This window comes from Microbispora sp. H10885, assembly GCF_014161415.1.
In the GTDB taxonomy this organism is placed as follows: Bacteria; Actinomycetota; Actinomycetes; order Streptosporangiales; family Streptosporangiaceae; genus Microbispora; species Microbispora triticiradicis.
The window spans coordinates 481,585-504,908 of the sequence record NZ_JABBWY010000007.1 but is presented as its reverse complement, the minus strand read 5'-3'; the positions used below and the strand labels follow the sequence as shown (position 1 = coordinate 504,908).

The window sequence follows — 23,324 nt, the reverse complement described above, 5'->3', positions numbered from 1 at the left end:
GCGGGCACAGACCGGCGGGCACAGACCGGCGGAGCCGGATCAGCGGGCGGCGGTCAGCGCGTCCCCGACCGGCGTCCGCCGATAGAGCACCTCGCGGCCGAGCCGCTGCCGCGTCACGAGCCCGCCGCCGGACAGCACGGTGAGGTGCTGGCTGACCGCGCCGGGCGTGAGGCCGAGCCGCCGGGCGAGCGCGGTGGTCGTGCCGGGCTCGGCCAGCGCGGTCAGCACCTGGGCCCGGGTGCGGCCGATGAGCGCGGCCAGCTCCGGGGCGCAGGGCACGCCGGCCGACCACAGCGTGCCCACCCCGCGCGCCGGGTAGCACAGCATGGGCCGGTACGGCTCGTACATGACGGCGACGCCCGGCGAGGAGAAGGCGCTCGGTACCAGGACGAGGCCGTCGCCGCCGAGGTCGCCGTCGTAGGCGCATCTCCTGGCCGTCACCAGACGGTCGCCGTGCCAGGCGACGTCGGGGTGCAGGTCCGCGAACAGCTCACGCACTCCCCCGGCCGCGAGCCTGCGGGCGCGCCACATCACGTCCGCCTCCAGCAGCGCGCGGACCGCCGGCCAGAACTCCTCCAGGGCGACCGTCCAGTACCGCCCGAGCAGGTCCGCCACCCGCCGTACGCCCGCGGCGGGGTCGGCCGTGAACCGCGAGAGGGCCGCGGGGTCGGGCGTCTGCACCCACGCCGCCTCCTCGTACGCCGTGCCGGGAGGCGTGGCGCGGACCCGCTCCAGCTCGCCGAGGAAGTCGGGCAGCGGCGTGTCCGGCGGCGGCGTGAGGAAATCGGGCAGATAGCCGCTCAACGGCACCAGCGCGAACAGGTCGGTGAGGTCGAGCCCCCGCAGGCGCGGCTGTACGGCCCGCAGCCACGGCAGGTGCGGCGAGTGGCGGGCGGGGGCCCGCAACACCCGGAGGCTCGCCACGAGCTCCCACATCGGGGAGAAGGCGAACCGCAGCCGCGCCACGTCGTCCGGCGTGAACCGCCACTCCACCGGCACCGCGCCCCCATGTTTCAGCCAGGCCTAAAACATTCGCACGGCGGACTCCGGATGTCCAACAGTGATCGGCGTGACAACCGTTTCCGGCAGGGCGGACAGGACAGGCGGGACGGGGTTCCTCCGGTCGAGGGCCGGCGGCCTGCCCCGGCCGTTCTGGGTGCTGTTCGGCGGCTCGTTCGTGAACCGTCTCGGCACGATGGTGGAGCCGTTCATCGGCGTCTACCTCACGCAGGCGCGCGGCGTGCCGCTGGCCACCGCCGGACTGGTGATGACCATGTTCGGCGTGGGGTCGCTGCTGGCGCAGCCGGTCGCAGGATGGCTGAGCGACCGCTTCGGGCGCCGGGTCACCCTGACGGGCGGGATGGTCGCGACGGCCGTCACCATGCTCGCGCTCGGCTACACCACGAGCGTGCCGGGGCTCGTCGCGGGGATGCTCGTGCTGGGGATCGTGGTCGACGCCTACCGCCCGGCGTCGCAGGCGATCGTCGCCGACCTGGTGCCGCCGGAGGACCGGCCCCGGGCCTTCGGGCTGCTGTTCTGGGCCGTCAACCTCGGGTTCGCGGTGGCGATGGTGACCGGCGGCTGGCTCGCCCGCTCGGGCTTCACGGTGTTGTTCTGGGTGGACGCCGTCACCTGCCTGGTCTTCGGCGTCCTCGTGTGGAGAGCGATCCCCGAGACCCGCCCGGCCCGTGAAGACGCGCCGTCCGGCCGGTTCGCCGACGTGCTGCGCGACCGGGTCATGCTGGCCTTCGTGCTGGCCAACCTGGCGTACGCGCTGGTCTACCTGCAGGCCTACAGCACACTGCCGCTCGCGATGACCGGGCAGGGCCTGCCGACCAGCGCGTACGGCATGGCGATGGCCGTGAACGGCCTGCTGATCGTGGTCGTGCAGCCGGTCACGACCACCTGGCTGGCCCGGTTCGACCCGTCCAGGGTGCTGGCGGCCGGGTTCGCGCTCGTCGGGCTCGGGTTCGCGCTGACCTCCCTGGTGTCGTCGGGGGCCGGGCACGCGGCGACCGTGGCCGTCTGGACGCTCGGCGAGGCGCTCACCGCCGGGATCCCGGGAGCCATCGTCGCGACGCTCGCCCCCGCCCATCTGCGGGGACGTTACTCCGGCCTGTACGGACTGTCGTGGTCGGCCGGCGCGCTGCTCGCGCCCCTCGTCGGCACCCGGCTGCTGGCGGACGCGCCGGGCCTGGTCTGGCCGGTGCTGGGCGGCCTCGGCCTGCTCGCGGCGGGAGCCCAGCTTCTCCTCGGCCGCGCGGTCCGCCGCCGCTCCGCCGCCTGACGAAAGGGCCCGCGTCCCGGCCGGCGGCGTCCCGGTTTTCTGTTCCAGGGCGGAACGGGACAGGACATAATTCGGTCCAGAATGGAAGAGAACCCCCCTGCCTTCCCCGCGCGCACGATGGCGTACGCGATGGCGGCCGTCGCGCTCGGACTGACTCTCCTGGGGGTCGTGGTCCAGCTCCGGCTCCCCGCCGAATGGCAGCCGCACCCGGCGATCCCGCCCGACGCCGGCATCGCCCTCACGTTCCCGGCCACGGGAGCGTTCCTGGTGTCCCGGCGGCCCCGGCTCATCATGGCCTGGCTGATGTGCGCCGGCGGCCTGCTGGGGTCGGTGAACGTCGCCTTCACCGCGTTCTCGTTCTACTGGGCCTCGCAAGGTGAGATGGGCGCGGCCATCGCCGCACGCGCGGTGTACCTCGTGGGCTGGGCGGTGGCGGGCCTGATGCTCGCGGTCCTGCTTCCGCTCTACTCCCCCGACGGCCGGCTCCCCTCACGCGGGTGGCGGGCCGTCGTCGTGGTGGGCGTCCTCACCACCGTCTTCCTGATCGTCATGGGCCTGGTGCGGCCCGATCCGGATCCCGCGGACTACCCCTGGCCGGAAGTGATCCACAATCCGCTGGAGATCAGGGCTCTCGCCCCCTACTACCAGTCGCTCTGGTTGGCGCCGCAGGTGCTCATCCAGGTCTGCGTGGTCGCGGCGCTCGCCTCGCTCGCGCTGCGGATGCGGCGGGCCGACCCGGCGACGCGGCGGCAGATCGCCTGGCCGCTCCTGTTCTTCGCCGTGTACGTCCTGTTGTACCTGCTGGGAGCGTCGGCGTCGGTCGCGGCCACCCTGTGGACGGCGCTGATCCCGCCGTCGATCCTCTTCGCGGTCCTGCGCTACCGGCTGTACGGCATCGACACCCTCATCAGCCGGACGTTCGTCAGCGTCGGGCTGCTCGTCGTGGTCGGCGCGGTGTACTTCGGCGTCGGAGCCGCCTCCAGCCTGTTCGTCTCCGGATACCACCAGGTGGCCGGGCTCGCGGCGGCGCTGTTCGCGGGCGCGTTCTTCCAGCCGCTGCGCCGGGCCCTGCAAGGCGTCGTGGACCGCGCGCTGTACGGGCCGGTGGGCGACCCGGCGCTGCTCGCCGAGCGGCTGACTCAGGAGGTGCGGCGGGCCGACCCCGCCGACGCGCTCGCCTCGGTGGTGACGGTCGTGCGGGACGGCCTCGCCGTGGAAGGGGTCGCCGTCGAGATCGCCGACGGCAGTCCGCGGTACGTCGAGAGCGGCCACGTGGGGCCCGAGCCCCGCGAGGTCCCGCTGGTCTGGCACGGCGAACCGGTGGGCCGGCTGCTGGTCGGCCCGCCGGGCGCCCGGAGGTTCGCCGCCGCGCACGACGAGCGGGTGCTCGCCACCCTGCTCCCCTACGTGGCCGACGTGGCCCACGCCGTACGCATGGCCGCCGACCTGCAGCGGTCGCGGGAGCGCATCCTGGCCGCCCGCGAGGAGGAGCGCCGGCGGCTGCGCCGCGACCTGCACGACGGGCTCGGCCAGACCCTCGGGGCCATGGCGATGACGATCAACATCGCGCGGATGAGCCTCACCCGGTCGCCCTCCGCCGCCGACGGCCTGCTGCGGGACCTGCGGGTGGGCATGGACGCCGTGGCCGGCGACATCCGCGAGCTCGTGTACGGCCTGCGTCCGCCCGCCCTCGACGACCTCGGGCTGGCGGGTGCCGTACGCGCCCTCGCGGCGGAGACGCTGCCCGCCGGCGGCTCCGGGCACGAGGAGGACGCTCCGGCGCCGGTGGACGTCATCGTACGGGCCGAGGGCGACCTCGCCGGACTGCCCGCCGCCGTGGAGGTCGCGGTCTACCGCATCGTGCAGGAGGCGCTGAACAACGTGCGCCGCCACGCGCGCGCCACCCGGGTCCAGGTCGAGATCACCCGGACCGGAGCGGCGGCGGAGACGGGACCTGGAGCAGAGGCGAAGGCAGGAGCGGGGACGGGAGCGGGGGCGGGACCTGGAGCCGCGGCGGCAGAGGTGGAGGCAGAAGCGGGGGCAGGGCCTGGAGCGGAGGCAGAAGCGGGGGCGGAGGACGGCGGCGGTGAGCTGCGGGTGCGGATCACCGACGACGGCATCGGCCTGCCCGCCCACCTGCGCGCGGGAGTGGGCATGTCCTCGATGCGCGAACGCGCGGCGGAACTCGGCGGCAGCTGCACCGTCACCGCCCCGGACATCGGCGGCACGGTTGTCGAGGCCCGCTTCCCGCTCACCTCCTGACGCCCCGAACCGCCTGATTCCCTGCGTTGCCCGCATTGCCTGCCCCGCGCGCTGCCGGGCTCTCGTGCACGTCCCCTCCCACCGCACCGCCTGAACCTCATGCCCGGCGACGGGAGTCCCCCGGGTGCCCTCCGCCTCCAGTGCCTGCATCCGGCGTTCCGGGGGGTGTGAGCAGGCATGTCATGACCTCGTGACACAACCGAAAGGCGCGCGGCGCGTCTTCGGGGGTCGCTGCCCTTACGCTTACCCGTGCGATGGTGATTTTTCGTGCTCTGGGGCCGTTCGAGGCTATTTCCGATGGCGAGACGCTCGATCTGGGCGGGCAACGGCAGCAGGCCGTGCTCGCCCGGCTACTCGTGGCCGGAGGGCGCGCGGTGCCGGTGAGCGCGCTCATCGACGAGCTGTGGCCCGGCGAGCCGCCCGCCCAGGCGCTGTCCACCATCCAGGGGTACGTCTCGCGGCTGCGGCGGGCGCTCGAACCCGGCCGCGCGCCGCGCGAGGAGGCGGGCATCCTGGTCTCGGCTCCCCCGGGCTACGCGCTGCGCGCCGGTGTCGAGGACGTGGACTCCTGGCACTTCGAGCACCTGGTCAAGAGCGACCACGACGGACCGGCCGCGACGCTGGAGCGGATGGAGACGGCCCTCGGCCTCTGGCGGGGGCCCGCGCTCGCCGGGTTCCAGGAGCTGATGTGGGCGCAGGCCGAGGCGATGCGGCTGGACGAGCTGCGTCTTCTCGCCGTGGAGCGCCGCGCGGACGCCGCCCTGCGGCTCGGCCGCACCGGCGCCCTGATCCCGGACCTGGAGGCGCACGCCTCCGCGCACCCGCTGCGGGAGGAGGCCTGGCGGCTGCTCGCGCTCGCGCTCTACCGCGCCGGACGGCAGGGCGACGCGCTCGGCGCGCTGCGGCGGGCCAGGGAGGCGCTGCGCGACGAGCTCGGCCTCGACCTCGGCCCCACCCTGCAGCGTCTGGAGCAGGACATCCTCGCGCAGGCGGGGCACCTCGACGCCCCCGAGACGGGCCCGGCCTCCGGGGTGTCGCCCGGAGCGCGGGTCGCTCCTCCCGGGCCCGACACGCCGCGTGGAACCGAGCCGGCGCGGGCCGGCGCGCGTGCCCTGCGCGTGCTGATCGCCGACGACCAGGCGCTGGTGCGCACCGGCCTCAAGGTGATCCTCGACAGCGAGCCGGGGCTCGACCTCGTCGGGGAGGCGGAGAACGGCGAGCAGGCCATCGCGCTCGTCCGCGACGCGCGGCCCGACGTGGTGCTCATGGACATCCAGATGCCGCGCCTGGACGGCCTGGCGGCGGCCCGGCGGATCCTCGCGGCGGAGGCCCCGCCGAAGGTGATCATGATGACAACCTTCGGCACCGACGAGAACCTGTACGCGGCGCTGCGGGCCGGGGTGAGCGGTTTCGTGCTGAAGACCTCGGCGCCCGAGCAGCTCATCGCGGCGGTCCGGGCGGCCGTCGCGGGGGACGCCCTGCTGGACCCGGCGGTCACGACCCATCTCATCTCCGCCTTCGCCGGGCGGCGCGACCCGTCGGCGCCGGAGGGCCTGTCCGACGCCGACGTCGACCTCATCAAACTCGTCGCCCGGGGCTTCACCAACCGGCAGATCGCGATGACACTCGACGTGCCGGAAGGCGAGGTCGCCGGCGACGTGACGGCGCTGCTGCGCGCGCTGGGGCTGGTCGACCGCGCCCAGTTGGTGGTCCTCGCGTACGAGAGGGGTCTGGTCAGCCCGGGAACACCCGGCGCCTGAACTACTTATCGTCAGTTTGACGACAAAAAACCGGACACCTTAGGGTGGGGGCGTGGCTCAACTGCGTATCGCTCTCGCCCAGACCAATCCCGTCGTCGGAGACATCGCCGGCAACGCGGAGACCCTCGTCGAGTGGACCCGCCGGGCCGCCGGGCGCGGCGCGCACCTCGTCGTCTTCCCCGAGATGTTCCTGACCGGCTACCCGGCCGAGGACCTGGTGCTCCGCTCGTCGTTCGCCGAGGCGTCGATCGCGACGCTGTCCGAGGTGGCGGCGCGGCTCGCCGACGAGGGGCTCGGAGACCTCCCCGTCGTGGTGGGATACCTCGACCGCGCCGACCTCGCCCCCCGCGTCGGGCAGCCGAAGGGCGCCCCGCTCGACGCCGCCGCCGTGCTGCACCGGGGCCGGGTCGTGGCGAAGTCGGCCAAGCACCACCTGCCCAACTACGGGGTGTTCGACGAGTACCGCTACTTCGTCCGCGGCGACCGGCTGCCGATCTTCCGGCTACACGGAGTGGACGTCGCCGTGGCCCTGTGCGAGGACCTGTGGCAGGAGGGCGGGCCGGTCTCGGTGGTCGCCGAGGCGGGCGCCGGGCTGCTCGTCGTGCCCAACGGCTCGCCGTACGAGACCAACAAGGACGACGTGCGGCTGGAACTGTGCGCGCGGCGGGCCCGCGAGGCGGGCTGCGCCCTCGCGTACGTGAACATGGTCGGCGGCCAGGACGAGCTGGTCTTCGACGGCGACTCCCTCGTCGTGGACGCCTCCGGCGCGCTGGTCGCCCGCGCGTCCCAGTTCCGCGAGGAGCTGTTCGTCACGGACCTGGAGCTCCCGGAGGCCGCGGTCGAGCTCGGCGAGCCGAGCCATGACTCCTACGACGCCCACGACGGGACGGTCATCACGGTCGAGCGGGTGCTGCTGTCGGCCGACCCGGTCGAGCCGTACGAGCCGGAGCCCCCGGTCGTCGCCGAGCGGCTGGACGACCTCGCGGAGATCTACCACGCGCTGGTGACCGGAGTGCGCGACTACGTGCGGAAGAACGGCTTCAAGTCCGTCATCCTCGGCCTCTCCGGCGGCATCGACTCGGCCCTGACCGCCACGATCGCGGCCGACGCCATCGGGCCCGAGCGGGTCCACACGGTGCTGATGCCGTCGCGGTACTCCTCGGACCACTCGATCACCGACGCCGAGGAGCTGGTGCGCCGCCAGGGGGTGAACGCGCAGGTCGTGCCGATCGCCGACATCGTCTCGGCGTTCGAGAAGGAGATCGCTCTGACCGGCCTGGCCGCGGAGAACCTGCAGGCCCGGGTGCGCGGCATGCTGCTGATGAGCCTGTCGAACGAGCACGGCCACCTCGTGCTGACCACCGGCAACAAGAGCGAGCTCGCCACCGGCTACTCCACCCTGTACGGCGACTCGGCGGGCGGCTACGCGCCGATCAAGGACGTGCTGAAGAGCGTCGTCTGGAAGCTCGCGGAGTGGCGCAACGCCCAGCCGGGGGTGCCGCCGATCCCGGAGAACTCCATCACCAAGGAGCCGAGCGCGGAGCTGCGGCCCGACCAGCGCGACACCGACTCGCTGCCGCAGTACGAGGTGCTCGACAGCCTGCTGCGCGACTACGTGGAGCGGGACATGGGGCGGGACGAACTGATCGCGGCCGGGCACGATCCCGAGCTGGTGACCAAGGTGATCCGCATGGTGGACCTGGCTGAGTACAAGCGCCGCCAGTACCCGCCGGGGCCGAAGATCACGCCCAAGAACTTCGGCCGCGACCGCCGCCTGCCCATCACCAACCGCTGGCGCGAGCGCCTCTAGTCACCCGCCACGCGCCTCGCGGGTCCGCGGCGGCCTCCGGGGGCGATGGTCCTCCCGGCGATGCCGGACAGGGTGTCGCCGCCGATGTCGGACGGAGGCGGCCAAATGGTGCCCGGCCGCCGTTCCGCGCGGCCGGGCGTGGCCGGCCGCGCGGGGGTTCACTCAGCGGGCCGTCCGGCGGGTCACTCGGCGGGGCGGGGGCGGAAGCCCTTCAGCGCCTCGTCGACGATCCGCTCGGGCAGGTCGGCCGGGGAGTGCCCGTCGGACCACTTCGTGAGCCAAACCATGGCGCCGCTGAGGAGCGCCAGCGCCATGTCGACGTCGAGGTCGGCCCGCAGCTCACCGGTGTCCATGCCACGGCGCAGGACGGCCGCCACCACCGCTCTGCGCGGCTCCACGGCCAGCTCGCGGAACCGCTCCGCCAGCCGGGGATGCCGCTCGGAGTCGCTCATGGCGATGTTCATGATGCAGCGGGTGCGGAGGTGGCGGGTCTCCTCCTGGATCACCCGGAGGTAGGTCACCAGGTCGTCCCGGACGGTCCCGCCCTGAGGCAGCGGGATCGGCGGCTTGAGCGTCGCCAGGGCGTCCACCACGAGGTCTTCCTTGTTGGACCACCTGCGGTAGATCGTGGTCTTCCCGACACCGGCGCGGCTCGCGATCGACTCGATGGACAGCTCCGACACGCCGATGCCCTCGCCGAGCAGGTCGAGAGTGGCCTCGATGATCGACCGATCCGCCTTCTCGCTGCGCGGGCGGCCCGCCGGGCGGGCCGCCCCCTCAGCCGTCTGCTGCGTATTCATGGCCTGTTCAGACTACCGCCGCTTCCTTTTCGGTCCCGGCCTTGTCGGCCGCGACGTCGACCCGGGTCTTACCCGGCATCCAGCGGGCCACCACGAGGGTGCCGAGGAGGGCGACGAGGGCCGAGCCGAGAGCCGCCCAGTGGATGCCGGTGACGAACGCGGCGTTGGCCGTGTCGAGCAGGCCCGCGCCCCGCGCGCCCAGGTGTCCGGCGACCCCCGCCGCGCCCGAGATGGACTCGGTGACGACGTGCCGGAGCTCCTCCGGCAGCGCGGTGACCTTGTCCTGCATGTCGTTGCGGTAGCTCGCGGACAGGACAGCGCCCAGGATGGCGATGCCGAGCGTGCCGCCGACCTGCCGGACGACGTTGCTCATCGAGGAGCCCACACCGGCCTTCTCCCGCGGCAGCGCGTTCATGATGGCCGTGGTCGCCGGAGGCATGATGTTGGCCATCGCCACGCCCTGGACGAACGTGAGGACGAGCAGCAGCCAGATCGGGGTGTCCACCTGCACGAAGGCGTAGGAGGCGAGGGCGAGCGTGATGACCAGCATCGCGACCGTGCCGACGGCCCGAGCACCGTACTTCTGGACCATGCGCGCGCTCTGCGGCGCGAAGATCAGCTGGGCCGCGGCGAACGGGAGCACGAGCGCCCCGGACTGCAACGGCGAGTACCCGCGCACGATCTGCCAGTAGAAGGCCAGGAAGAACATGACGCCCATGGCCGAGAAGAACACGAGGCCGACGCTCACGATCGCGGTGGAGAACCCCGCGTTGCGGAAGTTCCGCACGTCGAACGCCGGGTGCTCGATGCGGCTCTCGTACCACACGAACGCGGCGAGGATCGCGAGCCCCAGCAGCGACGGCGCGATGACCGAGACGTCCGCGACGGTGCCGAGGTCGCTGATCCGGACGATGCCGTAGACGAGGCTGATCAGACCGGCGATGGACAGCAGCACGCCGACCGGGTCGAGGCTGTTCTTGCTCGGGTCCCTGGAGTCGGGGACGAGCGCGGCGATGAGCACCAGGCCGATGATGACGATCGGCACGTTGACGAGGAAGACCGAGCCCCACCAGAAGTGCTCCAGCAGCACGCCCCCGGTGATCGGGCCGATCGCGACGGCGATGCCGACGCCGCCCGCCCAGATCCCGATCGCCTTGCCCCGCTCGTGGATCGGGAAGACGTTCGAGATGACCGCCAGCGTGGCCGGCATGATGGCCGCGCCCCCGAGGCCCATCAGCGCCCTCGCCGCGATGAGCTGCATCGGGTCCTGGGCGTACGCGCTGGCGAGGGAGGCCAGGCCGAACAGGGCCATGCCGACGAAAAGCATGCGCTTACGCCCGTAGCGGTCGCCCAGGACCCCGAAGGTGAACAACAGGCCGGCGAACACCAGCGTGTAGGAGTTCATCGCCCATTCGAGCTCGCTCTGGGTCGCGCCCAGGCCGTGGACGGGATCGGCGATCGTCTTGATCGCCACGTTGAGGATGGTGTTGTCGAGGACGACGGCCAGCAGGCTGAACACCATCACGCCGAGGATCTGCCATCGGCGTGGGTGACCGGTATGCGCTTCCAAGGAATCCCCCATGACTGCGGTACGCATGATTTCGATACGCTTGAGTTTCGCAACGCTAGCGTAGCGCTAGGCGGTTCCGATACGCAACGGCACCGTTTCATAATCGCCCGATGCCTCCGTACCAAGCGCCCGGGGGCGGGTTCTATTCCCCGTCGGACGCGCGCAGGGAGGCGGCAGCCTCCGCCCCCGCGACGGCGCCGCCGGCGCCGGGGACCTCCAGGGCGGCTCCCGCCTCCGGAACCGCCGCCTCCGGAAGGGCCGCGCCCGGAACCGTCGCGCCGGGAACCGTCGCGCCGGGGACGGAGACCGGCGCCCTGCGCCAGACCAGCACGGCGATCACGGCCGGCACGAGACCGGCCACTCCGGACGCGGCGAACGCCCAGGCGGGGCCGTAGGCGTCGAGGATCCCGCCGGCGATCGGCCCGGCCAGGGCGCCGCCGATCGTCAGCGAGGTGCCGTGCAGGCCCATCGCCTCTCCCCTGGCCGCCGCAGGGACGCGCCGGTTGACCGCGTCCACCGTGGACGACAGCGCCGGGGCGCACAGCAGCCCGGACGGCAGCAGCGCCAGGCACAGCCACCACCAGCCGCCGCCGACCAGGCCGACGGGCACGGTCAGCGCGCACAGGCCGCCCGCGAGCAGCACGGGCGAGAGCCCTCGCGGCAGCCCGCCGTACACGAAGCCGCCGACCAGCGAGTAGGCGCACCACAGCGCGACGACCAGCCCGGTCCAGGCGGTCGCGTCACCGGCCTTCAGCATCGCGACGACGGCCAGCTCGGTCGTCGTGAGCACGAAGGTGAGCCCCGTCACCATCCCGAACAGGGCGAACAACGCGGGCCGCAGCCACTGCCGCCGGGGGACGGCCTCCTCGTGCCCCGCGGCCTCCTCCGCGGAGCGTGTGGGCGGGTCGAGCAGGTAGAACGCCACCCCCGCGCCGACGAGCCCGGCCGCCACGCCGTACATCGTCGCGGTGCTGCCGAACGCGGTCACGCACGTGACCGCGAGAGCGGGCCCGACCATGTACGACAGCTCCACGCCCATAGAGTCGAGGGCGAAGCCGGTCTGGTGGTTCTCCTTGGGCACCATCGCGGCGATGCACTGCCGCACCGCCCCGAAGACGGGCTGGCTGAACAGCCCGCCGACGAGCGCGCCCGGCAGCAGCACGGCGTACGGCATCGCCGGCGCGGCGCACCACAGGCACAGCTGCACCACCGTCGTGACCGCCATCACCGGGCGCAGCCCGCGCCGGTCGACGAACCTTCCGACGAGCGGCGAGCCGATCGCGGCGCCCGCCATGGACGCCGCGCCGATGAGGCCGGCCTGGAGGAAACCCAGCTTCTGGTGGTTCACCACGTGCAGGGTGAGGGTCATCCCGGTGCCGGTCAGGGGGATTCTCGCGATCATGCCGACCAGCAGCAGTGCCCGCACGCCCGGCAGGGCGAGCACCCGCCGGTAACGATCAAAAGCCATTGTGGTTGCTTACCTCCGCAGGCATTGTGCCTGGTGGGTCCGACAAGTTCGCCGCCGGGGCCCCACGCGCCCCACTGGTCGCACCCCTGGATTACGCCGCCGATCCGGGGTGTTCCATGCCATGTCGGCATGCAATGATCGGACTGTCCGGGGACGCCACAGGGGCGCCACGAGGCCAGGAGGTAGCCATGTCCTCTGTTTCCGCTGTGTCCACTTCCGCCTTGTACGGCGGCGCCGCGGGTCGCAGGGTCACCGTCCGCGACATCGCGGCCGCCAAGGAGCGGCACGAGAAGTGGCCGATGGTCACGGCGTACGACGCCATGACGGCGAGGGTGTTCGACGAGGCCGGGATCCCGGTGCTGCTCGTCGGCGACTCCGCCGCGATGGTCGTGTACGGCTACGACTCGACGCTGCCGGTCACCGTCGACGACCTGATCCCCCTCACGGCCGCCGTGGTGCGCGGCTCCTCACGCGCGATGGTCGTGGCCGACCTTCCGTTCGGCTCCTACCAGGCCTCGCCGCAGCAGGCGCTGGAGACCGCCGCCCGCTTCATGAAGGAGGCCGGCGCGCACGCCGTCAAGCTGGAGGGCGGCCACCGCGTGCTCCCGCAGGTGGAGATGCTCGTGTCGGCCGGTATCCCGGTCATGGCCCACCTCGGCCTGACCCCGCAGTCGGTCAACGCCTTCGGCGGCTATCGCGTGCAGGGCCGCGGCCAGGCGGGTGACGAGCTGATGGCCGACGCGAAGGCGCTGGAGCACGCGGGCGCCTTCGCCGTCGTGCTGGAGTGCGTGCCGAGCGACCTCGCGGCGCGGGTCACCACCTCGCTGAGCATTCCCACGGTCGGCATCGGCGCCGGGCCCTGCACGGACGCGCAGGTGCTCGTCTGGCAGGACCTGATGGGCCTCACCCCTCAGCCGGCCAAGTTCGTGAAGAAGTACTTCGACCTCGCGGGCGAGATGGACCGCGCCGTGCGCGCCTACGCCGACGAGGTCGTCTCCGGCGTGTTCCCCACGCCGGAGCACAGCTACCGGTAATCCCCCGCGAGCCGCCTCACGGGACGCCTCGCGAGCCGTCTCAGGAGCCGTCTCACGAGCCGGTCAGACGGCGTCGAGCGCCTGGGCGAAGTCGGCCCACAGGTCCTCCGGGTGCTCGATGCCGACGGCCACCCGCACCGTGCCCTCGCCGATGCCGGCCGCGGCCAGTCCCGCGGCGTCCACGGTGCGGTGCGAGGTGGTGGCCGGGTGGAGGATCAGCGTCTCGACGCCGCCGAGCGACGGCGCGAGCAGCGCGAGCCGTACGTTCCGCATGAACGCCTCGCCGGCGGCACGTCCTCCGGCGAGGTCGAAGGAGAACACCCCGCCGAAGTCGGGCAGGATCTTGGCCGCGAGATCGTACGACGGATGCGACGGCAGGCCCGGCCAGTGAACCGCGGCCACGGCCGGGTGGCCGGCGAGCCGCGTCGCGAGCACGCGGGCGTTGGCGCAGTGCCGCTCCATGCGCAGCGGCAGCGTCTGGATCCCCCGGAGGGTCAGCCACGCGGCGAACGGGTCGGCCGTCGCGCCGAGTTCCACCGCGTACGACCACACCCCGCGGTGCAGGTCGTGGTCGGCGAAGACGGCGATCCCGCCGAGGACGTCGGTGTGCCCGGACAGGTACTTCGTGACGGAGTGCACGACGACGTCCGCGCCGTGCTCGACGGGCCGGCACAGGATCGGCGAGGCGAAGGTGTTGTCGACGACGGTCAGGATCCCGGCCTCGCGCGCCGCCGCGCACATGCCCGGCAGGTCGGCCACCTGCGTCATCGGGTTGGCGATGGTCTCCAGGTACAGCAGCCGCGTCGTCGGCCGTACGGCGGCTCGCACGGCGGCGGGGTCGTCCTGCGGCACGTGGGTCACCTCCACGCCGAAGCGCCGCGCGAGGTCGGCCAGCACCTGGGCGGTGGCCCCGTAGAGCGCCGACTGGGCGATCACGTGGTCGCCCGACTTCAGCAGGCCGAGCAGCACGGCGTTGATGGCGCCCATGCCGGAGCCGGTGGCCACGGCGGCCACGCCGCCCTCCAGACCGGCCACCGCCTCCTCCAGGGCGCGCACGGTGGGGTTGGAGAGCCTGCCGTAGACGTACGCTCCGTCGGGCCGCCCCATGCCGTCGGCGAAGACGGCCGGGTCGTCGAAGACGAACCCCGAGGTCTGGTAGATCGGCATGGAGATCGGAGTGCTGCCCTCGGGCACGGGCCGGGGCAGGTGGACGACACGCGTTTCCGGATGCAGGGAGCTCATGTCGTCCAGAATGACCCACAAAAGCCACTCTTGTCAGTTTGGCCCGCCGACGACCGGTTAAGCGGCGAGCGGAGTCCGGTCCCGTCGCCGCCGCCCACGGCGAGGATGAGGGAATGGACATCAGCTTCCTCCTGGTGCACAGCCCCTCCGTCGGTCCCTCGACCTGGGCACCGGTCGCCGAGGCCCTCCGGGCGCGGGGCCACCTCGCGGTCGTGCCGCCGCTGACGGACGTGACGGCCGGCCCGCCGCCGTACTGGCCGGGCCTGGTGCGGCAGGTGACGGCGAGCGCGCCACGCGGGCCGCTGGCGGTCGTGGCGCACAGCAACGCCGGGCTGTTCGTGCCGCTGATCGCCCAGGCGCTCGCCGGGCAGGTCGCCGCGTGCCTGTTCGTGGACGCCGCCCTGCCGCCGCGCGACGGCACGTGCCGTGCGGCGGAGCCGGAGCACCTCGGCTTCCTGCGCTCCCGCGCCGACGACGCGGGCGTCCTGCCGCGGTGGACCGACTGGTGGCCCGAGGAGGCCGTCGCCGCCCTCCTGCCCGACCCCGTGACGCGCCAGGTGGTCGTGGCCGAGCAGCCGCGCCTGCCGCTCGCGTACTACCAGGAGGAGATCCCCGTGCCCGCCCGCTGGGACCACGTCAGGAGCGGTTACCTGTGGTTCGGGGACGCATACGCCGCCCTGGCCGGGGAGGCCGGCGAGCGCGGCTGGCCGGTCGAGCGCATCCCCGGCGAGCACCTGCACCAGCTCGTCGCCCCCGAGGCGGTGGCCGACTGGCTCGTCGCCACCGCCGCGTGACGTGCGTACGCCCTCAGCGGGCGCCGAGCGGGCGAGGGAGCCGGATGACGACGAGGCGGTTCGGCACGCCGCTGTCCACCAGCCTGCCGTCGGGGCCGAAGTCGCCGAGGCCGAAGTCGTTGTCGTTGGCCAGGGCGATCGTGCGGGGGTCGAGCACCGCCAGCCCCTCGATCTTGCCGGGCAGCGACGGCACCAGCGCGTTCGGCTCCAGCACGAGCGACTTGGCGGGCAGCCTGAGATCGGACGCGCCCGCCCCCTCCTCCAGCGACGGGCTGGTCTTCGGGTCGTCGTAGGGCCCGCCGAGCAGGTTCGCGGCCCTGGTCAGGTCGATCGAGTACACCCGCGCCACGTTGTCGGTGCGCTCGTCGACGAGCAGGCGGCCCCGGCCGGCGTACGCCAGGCCGGAGATCTTCATCTCGCTCTGGTCGCCGTTCACCTTCGGGTCGAAGGTCGTGACGTCCTCGAACCGGTACGGATACTCCCCGGTCACCTTCCGCCGGCGCAGGTCGAAGGTGAGGATGCGCCCGATCCGCGACTTCTTGGCGGCCTTCTTGTCGGGGTTGGCCAGCGGGCTCTGCACGGCCAGGTAGAGCGTGCGCTCGTCCGACGAGATCGCGAGGCCCTCGAAACCGCGGTTCTGCTGCCGGCTCGCCAGGATCGCGGGCAGCGACTCCTTCACCGGATAGTCCGCGCCGGTCAGTCCGAGCCCCGCCGGAACGTGGCGCTCCAGCACCCGGCCGTCGCGCGACACCCGCACCAGCGACGGGCCGTACTCGTCGACCAGCCAGAAGTCGCCCTCCCGGGTGCGCACGAGGTCCTCGACGTCCAGGCCGCTCGGGTTGTACGGCAGGGCCGTGCGGCCGTCCCAGGTGTACGGCGTCTCGTCGTGTCCCGCCTGGTTCGACAGGCCGGTCACGGGCCTGCCCGAGGAGCCGACGATCGGGATGTACTGCTTGATCGTGGCCGTGCCGCGCGCGAGGGCGACCCGGACGATCGCCGGCGTGAACTCGGGCACCGGGAAGGTGCGGCGCTTCTCTCCGTCCACGGTCGGCTGGCCGTTCGGCCCGCGGTCCGTGACGAGCCAGAACTCACCCGCCCGACCGGCCGGGAACAGGCCGCTGCCGGCCCCGCCGAACCGCACGCCGTGGTCGTCCGCGATGGACGGCTGCACCCGCTTCAGCGCGGGAGCGGGCAGCGTGACGTCGGTGACGACCACGGGGCCCCTGGCCGGGGTGGCGGCGACCGTACCGGTGGCGGTGAGGGTGAGCGCGGCGGCGACGGCCAGACCGGCGAAGAGGTGACGTGGCACTGGAGACCTTTCAGACAGCGGTGACAGCGCCCGAAGGTAGTGAACGACGACGTCTCCGCCGTGAAGATCAGATGACGCCCGGATGGCTATACGTCGGTGACCCGGATGCCGGCGTGGGCCTTGTACCTGCGGTTGACCGAGATGAGGTTCGCGGTCAGCGCCTCGATCTGGTGGGCGTTCCGCAGCCGTCCCGCGTAGACCCCGCGTGCGCCGGGGATGCGGGCGGCGAGCGCCCGCACGACGTCGGTGGCCTCCCGGTCGTCGCCGAGCACGAGGACGTCGAGGTCGATCTCCTTCACCGAGGGGTCGAGCAGCAGCACCGCCGACACGTGGTGGAACGCCGCGACCACGCGGCTGCCGGTCAGCACGGCCGCCGCCTGCTGGGCCGCGCTCCCCTCCTCAACGGGCAGCGCGTACGCCCCCTGCTTGTCGAAGCCGAGCGGGTTCACGCAGTCGACCACGATCTTGCCGGTGAGCGGCTCGCGCAGCGACTCCAGCAGGGCCCGGTGCCCCTCCCAGGGCACGGCGACGATCACGACGTCGGCCTCGGCCGCCACGTCGGCGTTCGCGGCCCCCCGCACGCCGATCTCCCGGGCCGCCTCCCCCGCGCGCTCGGCGCTGCGCGAGCCGATCAGCACGGTGTGACCGGCGAGGGAGAACCGGCGGGCCAGCCCCTTGCCCTGGTCTCCGGTGCCGCCCAGGATGCCGATGGTCAGCCCGGACACGTCGGGAACATCTGTGGTCTGCTCTGCCATGAGTCAGATCATGCCAGCATGCCGGGGCCGGGAACCGCCCGGGCGGAGCGCGTCCGGGGACGTGGACGGGCTCAGCAGTCGCCGATGGCGGGCAGCCCGGCCACCCGGGTCGCCAGCCAGGCCACCGCCAGCGGGGCGCCCTCCACCGCGCCGAGCACGTGACTGCCGGCCGGCAGGCCGGTCCACAGGACGTTCGCCCCACGCGCGCAGTACTCCCGCCGCAGCGTCCGGCCCAGCTCGTACGGGATGATCTCGTCGCCCTTCGCGTGGTACAGGAACAGCGGCGCCTTCGGCGCGGACGCGCCGAGGCGGTTCTCGGCGAGGCGGGCCCGCCACTCGGGCAGGTCCAGCACGTCGGTCGTGGTCAGCTCCGACAGGCGCCGTCCGCCGAGCTTCGCCCGCAGGTCGCCCACGCAGTCGTCCCGCGCGTCGCCGAACAGCGCGGCGCCCTCGGGGGTGAGTCGACTCTCCAGGCGCAGCTCCGGATAGGCGGCGTCCAGCCCGAGGCCCGCCGCGGCGGCCAGCCCGAAGTCTCCCGTGCCGTCCAGGTGATCGGCCACCGCCCGCAGGTCGGCCGGGACCCCGCCCGCGGCGACTCCCCTGAGCCGCAGTTCGGGCGCGTACGACGGCTGGAGCTGGGCCGCCCACGCCGCCGACGAGCCGCCCTGCGAGTAGCCCATCACCACGACCGGCGCGGTGGCGGACAGGTTGGCGTCCGGCACCCGGACCGCGGCCCTGATCGCGTCGAGCACGGCGTGCCCCTGGGAGAGGCCCGCCATGAACGTGTGGTCGCCCGGCGTGCCGAGGCCCTCGTAGTCGGTCACCGCGACGGCCCAGCCCTTGAGCAGCATCAGGCTCATGATCGCGAGCTCGGCCTCGGTGCCGCCCGCCATCGCGGCGGACGGGGCGCACTGGTCGCCCAGGCCGTGCGTCCCGACGGCGTAGCCCACGACGGGCCGCCGGCCCAGCGGATAGGGGGCGGCCGGCACGAGGAGGGTGCCCGAGACGACGTTCGGCTCACCCGTCGCGGAGGTGGATCGGTACCGGAGGTGCCACGCCTTCACCGGCACCTCCAGCAGCCTGCCCGGGGCGAGATAGACGGTGGTCGCGCGGGCCTCGACGACGTCCCCCGCGGAGGTCGCGCGAGCGGTGCCGCCCAGCGCGGGCAGCAGGAGGAAGACCCCGATCATCGACACGAGGGCGCGCACGCGCAGGTTCATCGAGCCGCCTTCCGGTGGGGTGTGCACAGGACGATCTCAGCGCCGTGGGCTGATCGTCATCCTCCGGTAACGGTGTGTCAAGAACCGGATCGGCGGGACTTCACTCGTGTCTGTCAGGCACCATGACGGTCATGGACGCCGCATCGGTGAATCTGCTGCGGGAGGTGCTCGCCTCCACCGGCTGGCTGGAACGCACTCGTGAGCTCGGCCTCGCCCTCCGGGCCACCAGGTCGCCCGGAGGGCTCCTGGTCGTCGGCACCCCCGAGGACGAGCCGTGGCACGTCACCGCCCATCTCGCCGACGAGGCCCGGCTGTCGGGCCTCGCCCAGCTCTCCCCCACGCTCGTCCGCTGGGCGCCGCCGCCCGGCGCTCCCCCTCATCTGCGCGTCGGGATGGACCGGCTGCGAAGCGCGGGGCGGGGCGAGACGCTCTTCGTGGTCGCCGAGGAGCGGGCGCCCGTGCCGCTGCTGGAGCGCGTGGACGACGCCCGCCGCACCGGCGCCACGATCCTCGCCGTCGACGGCGGAGACCCGGAGCTGGAGTCGCTCGCCCACGACGCGATCGCCGTGCCGCCCGAGGGGGGCGTGCTCAGCTTCGACGCCGCGCAGCACCTCGTGAGCAGCGCGGCCGGTGAGGTACGCCGGAGGGCCGGCCTGCGGGAACGCCTGGCCCTGCTGGCCGACCGCATCACCGGCCCGCGCGTGAGCGACTGACGCGAGCGGCGGGATCATTGGGCCATGAGCACTTCTCCGGACGGAGGGCAGTCCTGATGTCCGCCTTCATCACGATCATCGGCACGGTGGGGGCCGTCGTCCTGCTGGCCGCGTACGCCATGGTGTCGTCGGGCCGGATGTCCGGGGACGGGCTGCCGTACCAGCTCCTCAACCTGGGTGGGGCGGCCGCGCTGATGGTCAACAGCGCCTACCACTCGGCCTGGCCCTCGGCGATCCTCAACCTGGTGTGGAGCGGGATCGGCGTGTGGACGCTCAGCCGGCTCGTGGCCCGCCGCGCGGCGGGGCGCCGGGCGGCCGGGTCCGCGGGCGCCGCGCCCCCGGCCGGCACGGTTCAGACAAGTGAGGTCCAGGCAGGCGGGGTCCAGGCAGGCGGGGTCCAGGCGGGCGGGGTCCAGGCAGGCGCGGTCCACGTCCAGGCCGCCGACACCCCGGCCGGCTGAACCCGCGTACTTCAGGGGGTCACTCGTCCCACTCCTTGTCCTGTTCCTTCCACTTCTTGTTGCGCTCGGCCGCCGTCTGCAGGGCGTGGGAGGCGGCGTCCTGGGAGTCGTAGGGCCCGAGCCGGTCCTTGTTGGGGCAGCCCTTCTCCGGCTCGACGGTCATGTGCTTCAGGCAGAACCACCATTGATCGCTCACGGCACTAATCGTGCCCAGCGGAAGCGCAACTAGACTTGGCGGCATGTCCACGCTGCTGCGCCCCGGGCGTATCTCGCCCACCCGCAAGGTCCCCGCCCACATCCCCCGCCCCGAGTACGTGGGCAGGGCCGAGCCCAGGAAGGGCGACAGCGACGTCCAGACCCCCGAGACCATCGAGAAGATGCGGATCGCGGGCCGGATCGCCGCGCAGGCCCTGGAGGAGGTCGGCAGGCACGTCGCTCCCGGCGTGACGACCGACGAGCTCGACCGCATCGGCCACGAGTTCCTCTGCGACCACGACGCGTACCCCTCGACGCTCGGCTACCGCGGGTACCCGAAGTCGCTGTGCACGTCGATCAACGAGGTGATCTGCCACGGGATCCCCGACGACACCGTCCTGCGCGACGGCGACATCGTCAACGTGGACATCACGGCCTTCATCGGCGGGGTGCACGGCGACACCGACGCCACCTTCCTCGTCGGGGAGGTCGACGAGGAGTCGCGCCTGCTGGTCGAGCGGACCCGCGAGGCGACGATGCGGGCGATCAAGGCGGTCGCGCCGGGCCGGCAGCTCAACATCGTCGGCCGGGTCATCGAGGCGTACGCCAAGCGCTTCGGCTACGGGGTCGTCCGCGACTTCACCGGCCACGGCATCGCGACGTCGTTCCACTCGGGGCTCATCGTCCCCCACTACGAGGACACGTCGCTGTCGGTGACGCTGGTGCCCGGAATGACGTTCACGATCGAGCCGATGCTCACACTGGGCACGATCGACTACGAGATCTGGCCCGACCGCTGGACCGCCGTCACCAAGGACCGCAAGCGCACCGCGCAGTTCGAGCACACGATCGTGGTGACGGAGACCGGCCACGAGATCCTGACCCTGCCCTGAGGCCCGCCCCGCGTGCGGGCGCGTGGGTCCCGCGTGGTCAGCGGGACCGGTCGCGCCGGTTCAGTTTGGCCAGGTAGTCGTTGTAGGCGTCCAGCTCGGCGTCTCCGGTGCCGCCGCCCGGCTTCGCCGCGGCGGCGTCGGCCCGGCGGTCGGCCCGGCGGGCGACCCGCTCGTCGTCGCGCCACCACTGGAAGCCCAGCGCGAGCAGCACGATCAGGGTGGGGATCTCGCCGAAACCCCAGGCGATGCCGCCTCCGGTCTGCTGGTCGGCCAGCGACGAGGCGCCCCAGGTGCGGCCGAGCTGGTCGTAGTACGCGCCGGCCAGCACCGTGCCCATGCTCATCAGGGCGATGCCGAAGAACGCGTGGAACGGCATGGTCACCATGAGGAGCAGCAGCCGCCCGGCGTGGGGCAGCTTGTGCGGCGCCGGGTCCACGCCGATGATCACCCAGAAGAACAGGGTGCCGCTCAGCAGGAAGTGCGTCGTCATCGCGATGTGCCCGAGGTGCTCCTCCATCGCGGCGGCGAACAGCGGGGTGAAGTACAGCGCGAACGTCGACACCACGAAGATCGCCGTGGCGATCGCGGGGTGGCTGACGAACCTCATCACCCTGCTGTGCAGGATCACCGTGATCCACTCGCGGGGCCCGCGGTCGCCGCGCCGTACGGCGGGCCTGAGCGCGCGCAGCGCCAGCGTCACCGGCGCGCCCAGCACGAAGAAGATCGGGACCAGCATCGACAGGATCATGTGCTCGGTCATGTGCACACTGAACAGCACGGGCGCGTACCGCGCGATGCCGCTCTGGGTGCTGAGCACCAGGATGACGACGCCGAGACCCCAGCTCACCGTGCGGCCCACCGGCCACTTGTCACCCCGCCGGGCCAGCCGCACGACCCCCGCGCCGTACAGCCCGGCCAGGGCCGCGGCGAGCACGGCGAAGAACAGGTCGAACCACCACAGCGTGAACAGGTTTCCCAGGGACAGCGGAGGCGGGAGCAGGTAGCCGAGGAGCTCGAACGCGCGGTCGACCGGCGTGTTGACGGGCGGCGGGGCGGTCCGGGAGAGCGCCACGCCGACCCCCATCGTCGCGCCCATGAGCATGACCTCGCCGAGGGCCAGGCGCAGGAACGCGTGCGGCTCTCCCGCCGACAGCCTCGGCAGCGTACGGCCCCGGTGGCTCCATCCCAGGTACCCCAGCGCGGCGAACGCCGCGACCTTGGCGATCAGGAGCAGGCCGTAGGCGGAGGTGAACAGGTCGCCGATCGTGGCCAGGCGCGAGGCGCCTGCGGCGACGCCGGAGAGGCCGACCCCGATGAAGCACCACAGCGCCATCCGCGAGAAGCGCGCGGCGGCGACGTCGATCTGCGCCTGCCCGCGGAGCGCGTGGACGCAGATCGCGGCGAGCCCCCCGACCCACAGCGCCAGGAAGAGCAGGTGCATGCCGACGGAGGTGGTGGCCAGGCCGTGGTTGGGCGCGGAGGAGGAGTGCCCGGTCAGCGCGGGCGGCAGGAGCGTCACCAGCGCGAAGACCAGCAGTCCCGCGGCGGCGCCCGCCGTGATCGCGCCCCGGGCGAACAACGCGATGGCGACGGCGAACAGCACGACCAGGGTCAGCGCGATGCCCTGCGGCACCTGGCTGGCGTAGCTGGTGAGCTCGTTGCCGGCGAGGATCTCCCCCACCGGCGCGCCGAGGGTCTCCGACAGGCTGAAGACCAGCGCCACCGCCGCGGCGACCGCCCAGGCCAGGGCGGACCACGAGGCGCCCTTCACATAGCTCTGGGCCGGCCTGCCGAGCAGCCCCTTGTCACTGGGCAGGAAGGCCGCGGCCACGGCCAGCAGTCCCACGGTCAGCACGCCGGAGACGTCCATCGCGAGCTTCGACAACGGAAGCATCCAACGCGTCAGCGTGCCCTCGTCGGGCAGACCGGGGATGATCCGGGGGGTCGCGGCGCCGCCGAGCACCATCGCGACCACGAGCGCGCCCGCCGTCGCGCACAGCGCCGCGACGGTCAGGCGCACGACCCTGCTCACGGCTTCTTCCGCAGGCTCAGGAACATGCCGATGCCAATCCCGGCGATGCCGAAGACCACGGCCCAGAACCAGCCGGGCACGCCGCCTCCCTCGCTGTCGCCGGCCTGGGACGCCTGCGCAGCCTCGGACGTCGTAGCGGCCGACGCGACGGGTGCGGCGACCGTGTCCTGGGGCTCGGCCACCGAGGTCGCGCTGCCCAGCGCCTGGTCACCCACCACGGTGAAGGGGATCTCCCCCTCCAGGGGGTGACCGTCGGGAGAGACCACCCGCCAGGCGATCGTGTACCGGCCCGGCGGTACCGCGTCGGCCACCGCCTCGGTGACCTTGGGGCCGTTGACGGCCGGAGCGCCCTTCTCGTAGCGCTTGCCGTCCTCACCGCGGACGACCACGACCGGGAAGCGCACGGAGTCCGCGAACTCCAGGGTGACCTTGGTCAAGGTCTTGACCTGGGCGTTCTTCTGCGGGTCGCTGCTCTTGAGCGAGGTGTGCGCCTGGGCCGGCAGGACCGGGGCCGCGCACAGCAGGAGCGACACCAGGAACGCGGCGAGGCCGGCGAAGGCGGCGAGGATGGGTCTCTTCATGACAGTCCCAGGCTACCGACGCCTGTGCCCGGTCCACACCCCGCACCGGAAGACAGGGACGACCTGTCATGTCCCCTGCTCAGGGGCCCGGCCACACAGACGGATCCGGGCCGGAGCGCCATACGCTCCGGCCCGGTG

The 23,324-nt window shown here is 72.9% G+C and carries 20 protein-coding genes; 9 read left to right on the top strand and 11 right to left on the bottom strand.

Annotated features, from left to right (window positions below):
- Window positions 1-39: 39 nt before the first annotated feature.
- Window positions 40-999 (bottom strand): DUF5937 family protein, encoded by a 960-nt coding sequence (locus HHX37_RS21245; RefSeq protein ID WP_138461267.1) that lies wholly within the window; start codon window positions 997-999, stop codon window positions 40-42.
- A gap of 70 nt (window positions 1,000-1,069) precedes the next feature.
- On the opposite strand from HHX37_RS21245, the gene HHX37_RS21240 reads away from it, so the two are divergent.
- The 4 genes from HHX37_RS21240 to HHX37_RS21225 all read left to right on the top strand — a co-directional run bounded on the left by HHX37_RS21240 (window position 1,070) and on the right by HHX37_RS21225 (window position 8,119).
- On the top strand, window positions 1,070-2,287 hold the full coding sequence (locus tag HHX37_RS21240) for an MDR family MFS transporter (protein ID WP_182886480.1): 1,218 nt from the start codon (window positions 1,070-1,072) through the stop codon (window positions 2,285-2,287).
- An 81-nt stretch (window positions 2,288-2,368) separates the two neighbouring features.
- Window positions 2,369-4,549, top strand: coding sequence for a sensor histidine kinase (locus HHX37_RS21235; RefSeq protein ID WP_182886479.1), 2,181 nt, complete (start codon window positions 2,369-2,371; stop codon window positions 4,547-4,549).
- Between the two features lie 254 nt (window positions 4,550-4,803).
- On the top strand, window positions 4,804-6,309 hold the full coding sequence (locus HHX37_RS37825; RefSeq protein ID WP_182886478.1) for a BTAD domain-containing putative transcriptional regulator: 1,506 nt from the start codon (window positions 4,804-4,806) through the stop codon (window positions 6,307-6,309).
- 52 nt (window positions 6,310-6,361) lie between these two features.
- Window positions 6,362-8,119 (top strand): NAD+ synthase, encoded by a 1,758-nt coding sequence (locus HHX37_RS21225; RefSeq protein ID WP_182879181.1) that lies wholly within the window; start codon window positions 6,362-6,364, stop codon window positions 8,117-8,119.
- A gap of 182 nt (window positions 8,120-8,301) precedes the next feature.
- On the opposite strand, the gene HHX37_RS21220 is transcribed toward HHX37_RS21225, so the two are convergent.
- The 3 genes from HHX37_RS21220 to HHX37_RS21210 all read right to left on the bottom strand — a co-directional run bounded on the left by HHX37_RS21220 (window position 8,302) and on the right by HHX37_RS21210 (window position 11,957).
- Window positions 8,302-8,919: a TetR/AcrR family transcriptional regulator gene (locus tag HHX37_RS21220; protein WP_182879182.1), complete on the bottom strand. Its 618-nt coding sequence runs from the start codon at window positions 8,917-8,919 to the stop codon at window positions 8,302-8,304.
- A gap of 7 nt (window positions 8,920-8,926) precedes the next feature.
- Window positions 8,927-10,441, bottom strand: a complete 1,515-nt coding sequence (locus HHX37_RS21215; protein ID WP_182879475.1) for an MFS transporter — start codon at window positions 10,439-10,441, stop codon at window positions 8,927-8,929.
- 190 nt (window positions 10,442-10,631) lie between these two features.
- Entirely contained in the window at window positions 10,632-11,957 is a 1,326-nt protein-coding gene (locus tag HHX37_RS21210; protein ID WP_182886477.1) for an MFS transporter, read from the bottom strand.
- Between the two features lie 206 nt (window positions 11,958-12,163).
- Here HHX37_RS21210 and panB point away from each other — a divergent pair, with 206 nt between their 5' ends.
- Entirely contained in the window at window positions 12,164-12,991 is an 828-nt protein-coding gene (gene panB, locus HHX37_RS21205) for a 3-methyl-2-oxobutanoate hydroxymethyltransferase (RefSeq protein WP_396699252.1), read from the top strand.
- Between the two features lie 63 nt (window positions 12,992-13,054).
- Here panB and HHX37_RS21200 read toward each other — a convergent pair whose 3' ends face one another.
- Window positions 13,055-14,233 (bottom strand): trans-sulfuration enzyme family protein, encoded by a 1,179-nt coding sequence (locus HHX37_RS21200; RefSeq protein WP_182886476.1) that lies wholly within the window; start codon window positions 14,231-14,233, stop codon window positions 13,055-13,057.
- A 113-nt stretch (window positions 14,234-14,346) separates the two neighbouring features.
- Here HHX37_RS21200 and HHX37_RS21195 point away from each other — a divergent pair, with 113 nt between their 5' ends.
- Window positions 14,347-15,027 carry an alpha/beta hydrolase gene (locus HHX37_RS21195; protein ID WP_182886475.1) on the top strand — a complete coding sequence of 227 codons (681 nt, stop codon included), beginning with the start codon at window positions 14,347-14,349 and terminating at the stop codon, window positions 15,025-15,027.
- A 13-nt stretch (window positions 15,028-15,040) separates the two neighbouring features.
- On the opposite strand, the gene HHX37_RS21190 is transcribed toward HHX37_RS21195, so the two are convergent.
- From HHX37_RS21190 to HHX37_RS21180, 3 genes are all read right to left on the bottom strand, one after another.
- Window positions 15,041-16,336, bottom strand: coding sequence for an esterase-like activity of phytase family protein (locus tag HHX37_RS21190; protein ID WP_220503000.1), 1,296 nt, complete (start codon window positions 16,334-16,336; stop codon window positions 15,041-15,043).
- An 86-nt stretch (window positions 16,337-16,422) separates the two neighbouring features.
- Entirely contained in the window at window positions 16,423-17,091 is a 669-nt protein-coding gene (gene npdG / locus HHX37_RS21185) for an NADPH-dependent F420 reductase (RefSeq protein WP_182886474.1), read from the bottom strand.
- A gap of 71 nt (window positions 17,092-17,162) precedes the next feature.
- Window positions 17,163-18,311, bottom strand: coding sequence for a lipase family protein (locus tag HHX37_RS21180; RefSeq protein ID WP_182879186.1), 1,149 nt, complete (start codon window positions 18,309-18,311; stop codon window positions 17,163-17,165).
- Window positions 18,312-18,442: 131 nt separating this feature from the next.
- On the opposite strand from HHX37_RS21180, the gene HHX37_RS21175 reads away from it, so the two are divergent.
- Window positions 18,443-19,024 carry a hypothetical protein gene (locus HHX37_RS21175; RefSeq protein WP_138461276.1) on the top strand — a complete coding sequence of 194 codons (582 nt, stop codon included), beginning with the start codon at window positions 18,443-18,445 and terminating at the stop codon, window positions 19,022-19,024.
- A gap of 56 nt (window positions 19,025-19,080) precedes the next feature.
- Complete coding sequence (locus HHX37_RS21170) at window positions 19,081-19,485, top strand: CBU_0592 family membrane protein (protein ID WP_182886473.1); 405 nt, start codon at window positions 19,081-19,083, stop codon at window positions 19,483-19,485.
- 19 nt (window positions 19,486-19,504) lie between these two features.
- Here the strand turns inward: HHX37_RS21170 and HHX37_RS21165 are convergent, their stop codons facing one another.
- A complete protein-coding gene (locus HHX37_RS21165) occupies window positions 19,505-19,681 on the bottom strand; it encodes a hypothetical protein (protein WP_244302012.1) in 177 nt (58 codons plus the stop codon).
- Window positions 19,682-19,724: 43 nt separating this feature from the next.
- On the opposite strand from HHX37_RS21165, the gene map reads away from it, so the two are divergent.
- On the top strand, window positions 19,725-20,573 hold the full coding sequence (map, locus tag HHX37_RS21160) for a type I methionyl aminopeptidase (RefSeq protein ID WP_182879188.1): 849 nt from the start codon (window positions 19,725-19,727) through the stop codon (window positions 20,571-20,573).
- A gap of 37 nt (window positions 20,574-20,610) precedes the next feature.
- Here map and HHX37_RS21155 read toward each other — a convergent pair whose 3' ends face one another.
- Together HHX37_RS21155 and HHX37_RS21150 are read right to left on the bottom strand one after the other, a co-directional pair.
- Complete coding sequence (locus HHX37_RS21155) at window positions 20,611-22,605, bottom strand: cytochrome c oxidase assembly protein (RefSeq protein WP_310740466.1); 1,995 nt, start codon at window positions 22,603-22,605, stop codon at window positions 20,611-20,613.
- Entirely contained in the window at window positions 22,602-23,186 is a 585-nt protein-coding gene (locus HHX37_RS21150) for a copper resistance CopC family protein (RefSeq protein WP_117410382.1), read from the bottom strand. Before HHX37_RS21150 ends, HHX37_RS21155 begins: the two co-directional genes overlap by 4 nt.
- Window positions 23,187-23,324 lie beyond the last annotated feature (138 nt).

Bases quoted from the DNA above. Each gene is read 5' to 3' on its own strand.
- HHX37_RS21200 (WP_182886476.1), bottom strand. From the start codon at position 14,233: ATGAGCTCCCTGCATCCGGAAACGCGTGTCGTCCACCTGCCCCGGCCC.
- npdG (WP_182886474.1), bottom strand. From the start codon at position 17,091: ATGGCAGAGCAGACCACAGATGTTCCCGACGTGTCCGGGCTGACCATC.
- HHX37_RS21170 (WP_182886473.1), top strand. From the start codon at position 19,081: ATGTCCGCCTTCATCACGATCATCGGCACGGTGGGGGCCGTCGTCCTG.
- HHX37_RS21195 (WP_182886475.1), top strand. From the start codon at position 14,347: ATGGACATCAGCTTCCTCCTGGTGCACAGCCCCTCCGTCGGTCCCTCG.
- HHX37_RS21150 (WP_117410382.1), bottom strand. From the start codon at position 23,186: ATGAAGAGACCCATCCTCGCCGCCTTCGCCGGCCTCGCCGCGTTCCTG.
- HHX37_RS21210 (WP_182886477.1), bottom strand. From the start codon at position 11,957: ATGGCTTTTGATCGTTACCGGCGGGTGCTCGCCCTGCCGGGCGTGCGG.
- HHX37_RS21180 (WP_182879186.1), bottom strand. From the start codon at position 18,311: ATGAACCTGCGCGTGCGCGCCCTCGTGTCGATGATCGGGGTCTTCCTC.
- HHX37_RS37825 (WP_182886478.1), top strand. From the start codon at position 4,804: ATGGTGATTTTTCGTGCTCTGGGGCCGTTCGAGGCTATTTCCGATGGC.
- HHX37_RS21235 (WP_182886479.1), top strand. From the start codon at position 2,369: ATGGAAGAGAACCCCCCTGCCTTCCCCGCGCGCACGATGGCGTACGCG.
- HHX37_RS21215 (WP_182879475.1), bottom strand. From the start codon at position 10,441: ATGGTGTTCAGCCTGCTGGCCGTCGTCCTCGACAACACCATCCTCAAC.
- HHX37_RS21220 (WP_182879182.1), bottom strand. From the start codon at position 8,919: ATGAATACGCAGCAGACGGCTGAGGGGGCGGCCCGCCCGGCGGGCCGC.
- map (WP_182879188.1), top strand. From the start codon at position 19,725: ATGTCCACGCTGCTGCGCCCCGGGCGTATCTCGCCCACCCGCAAGGTC.
- HHX37_RS21175 (WP_138461276.1), top strand. From the start codon at position 18,443: ATGGACGCCGCATCGGTGAATCTGCTGCGGGAGGTGCTCGCCTCCACC.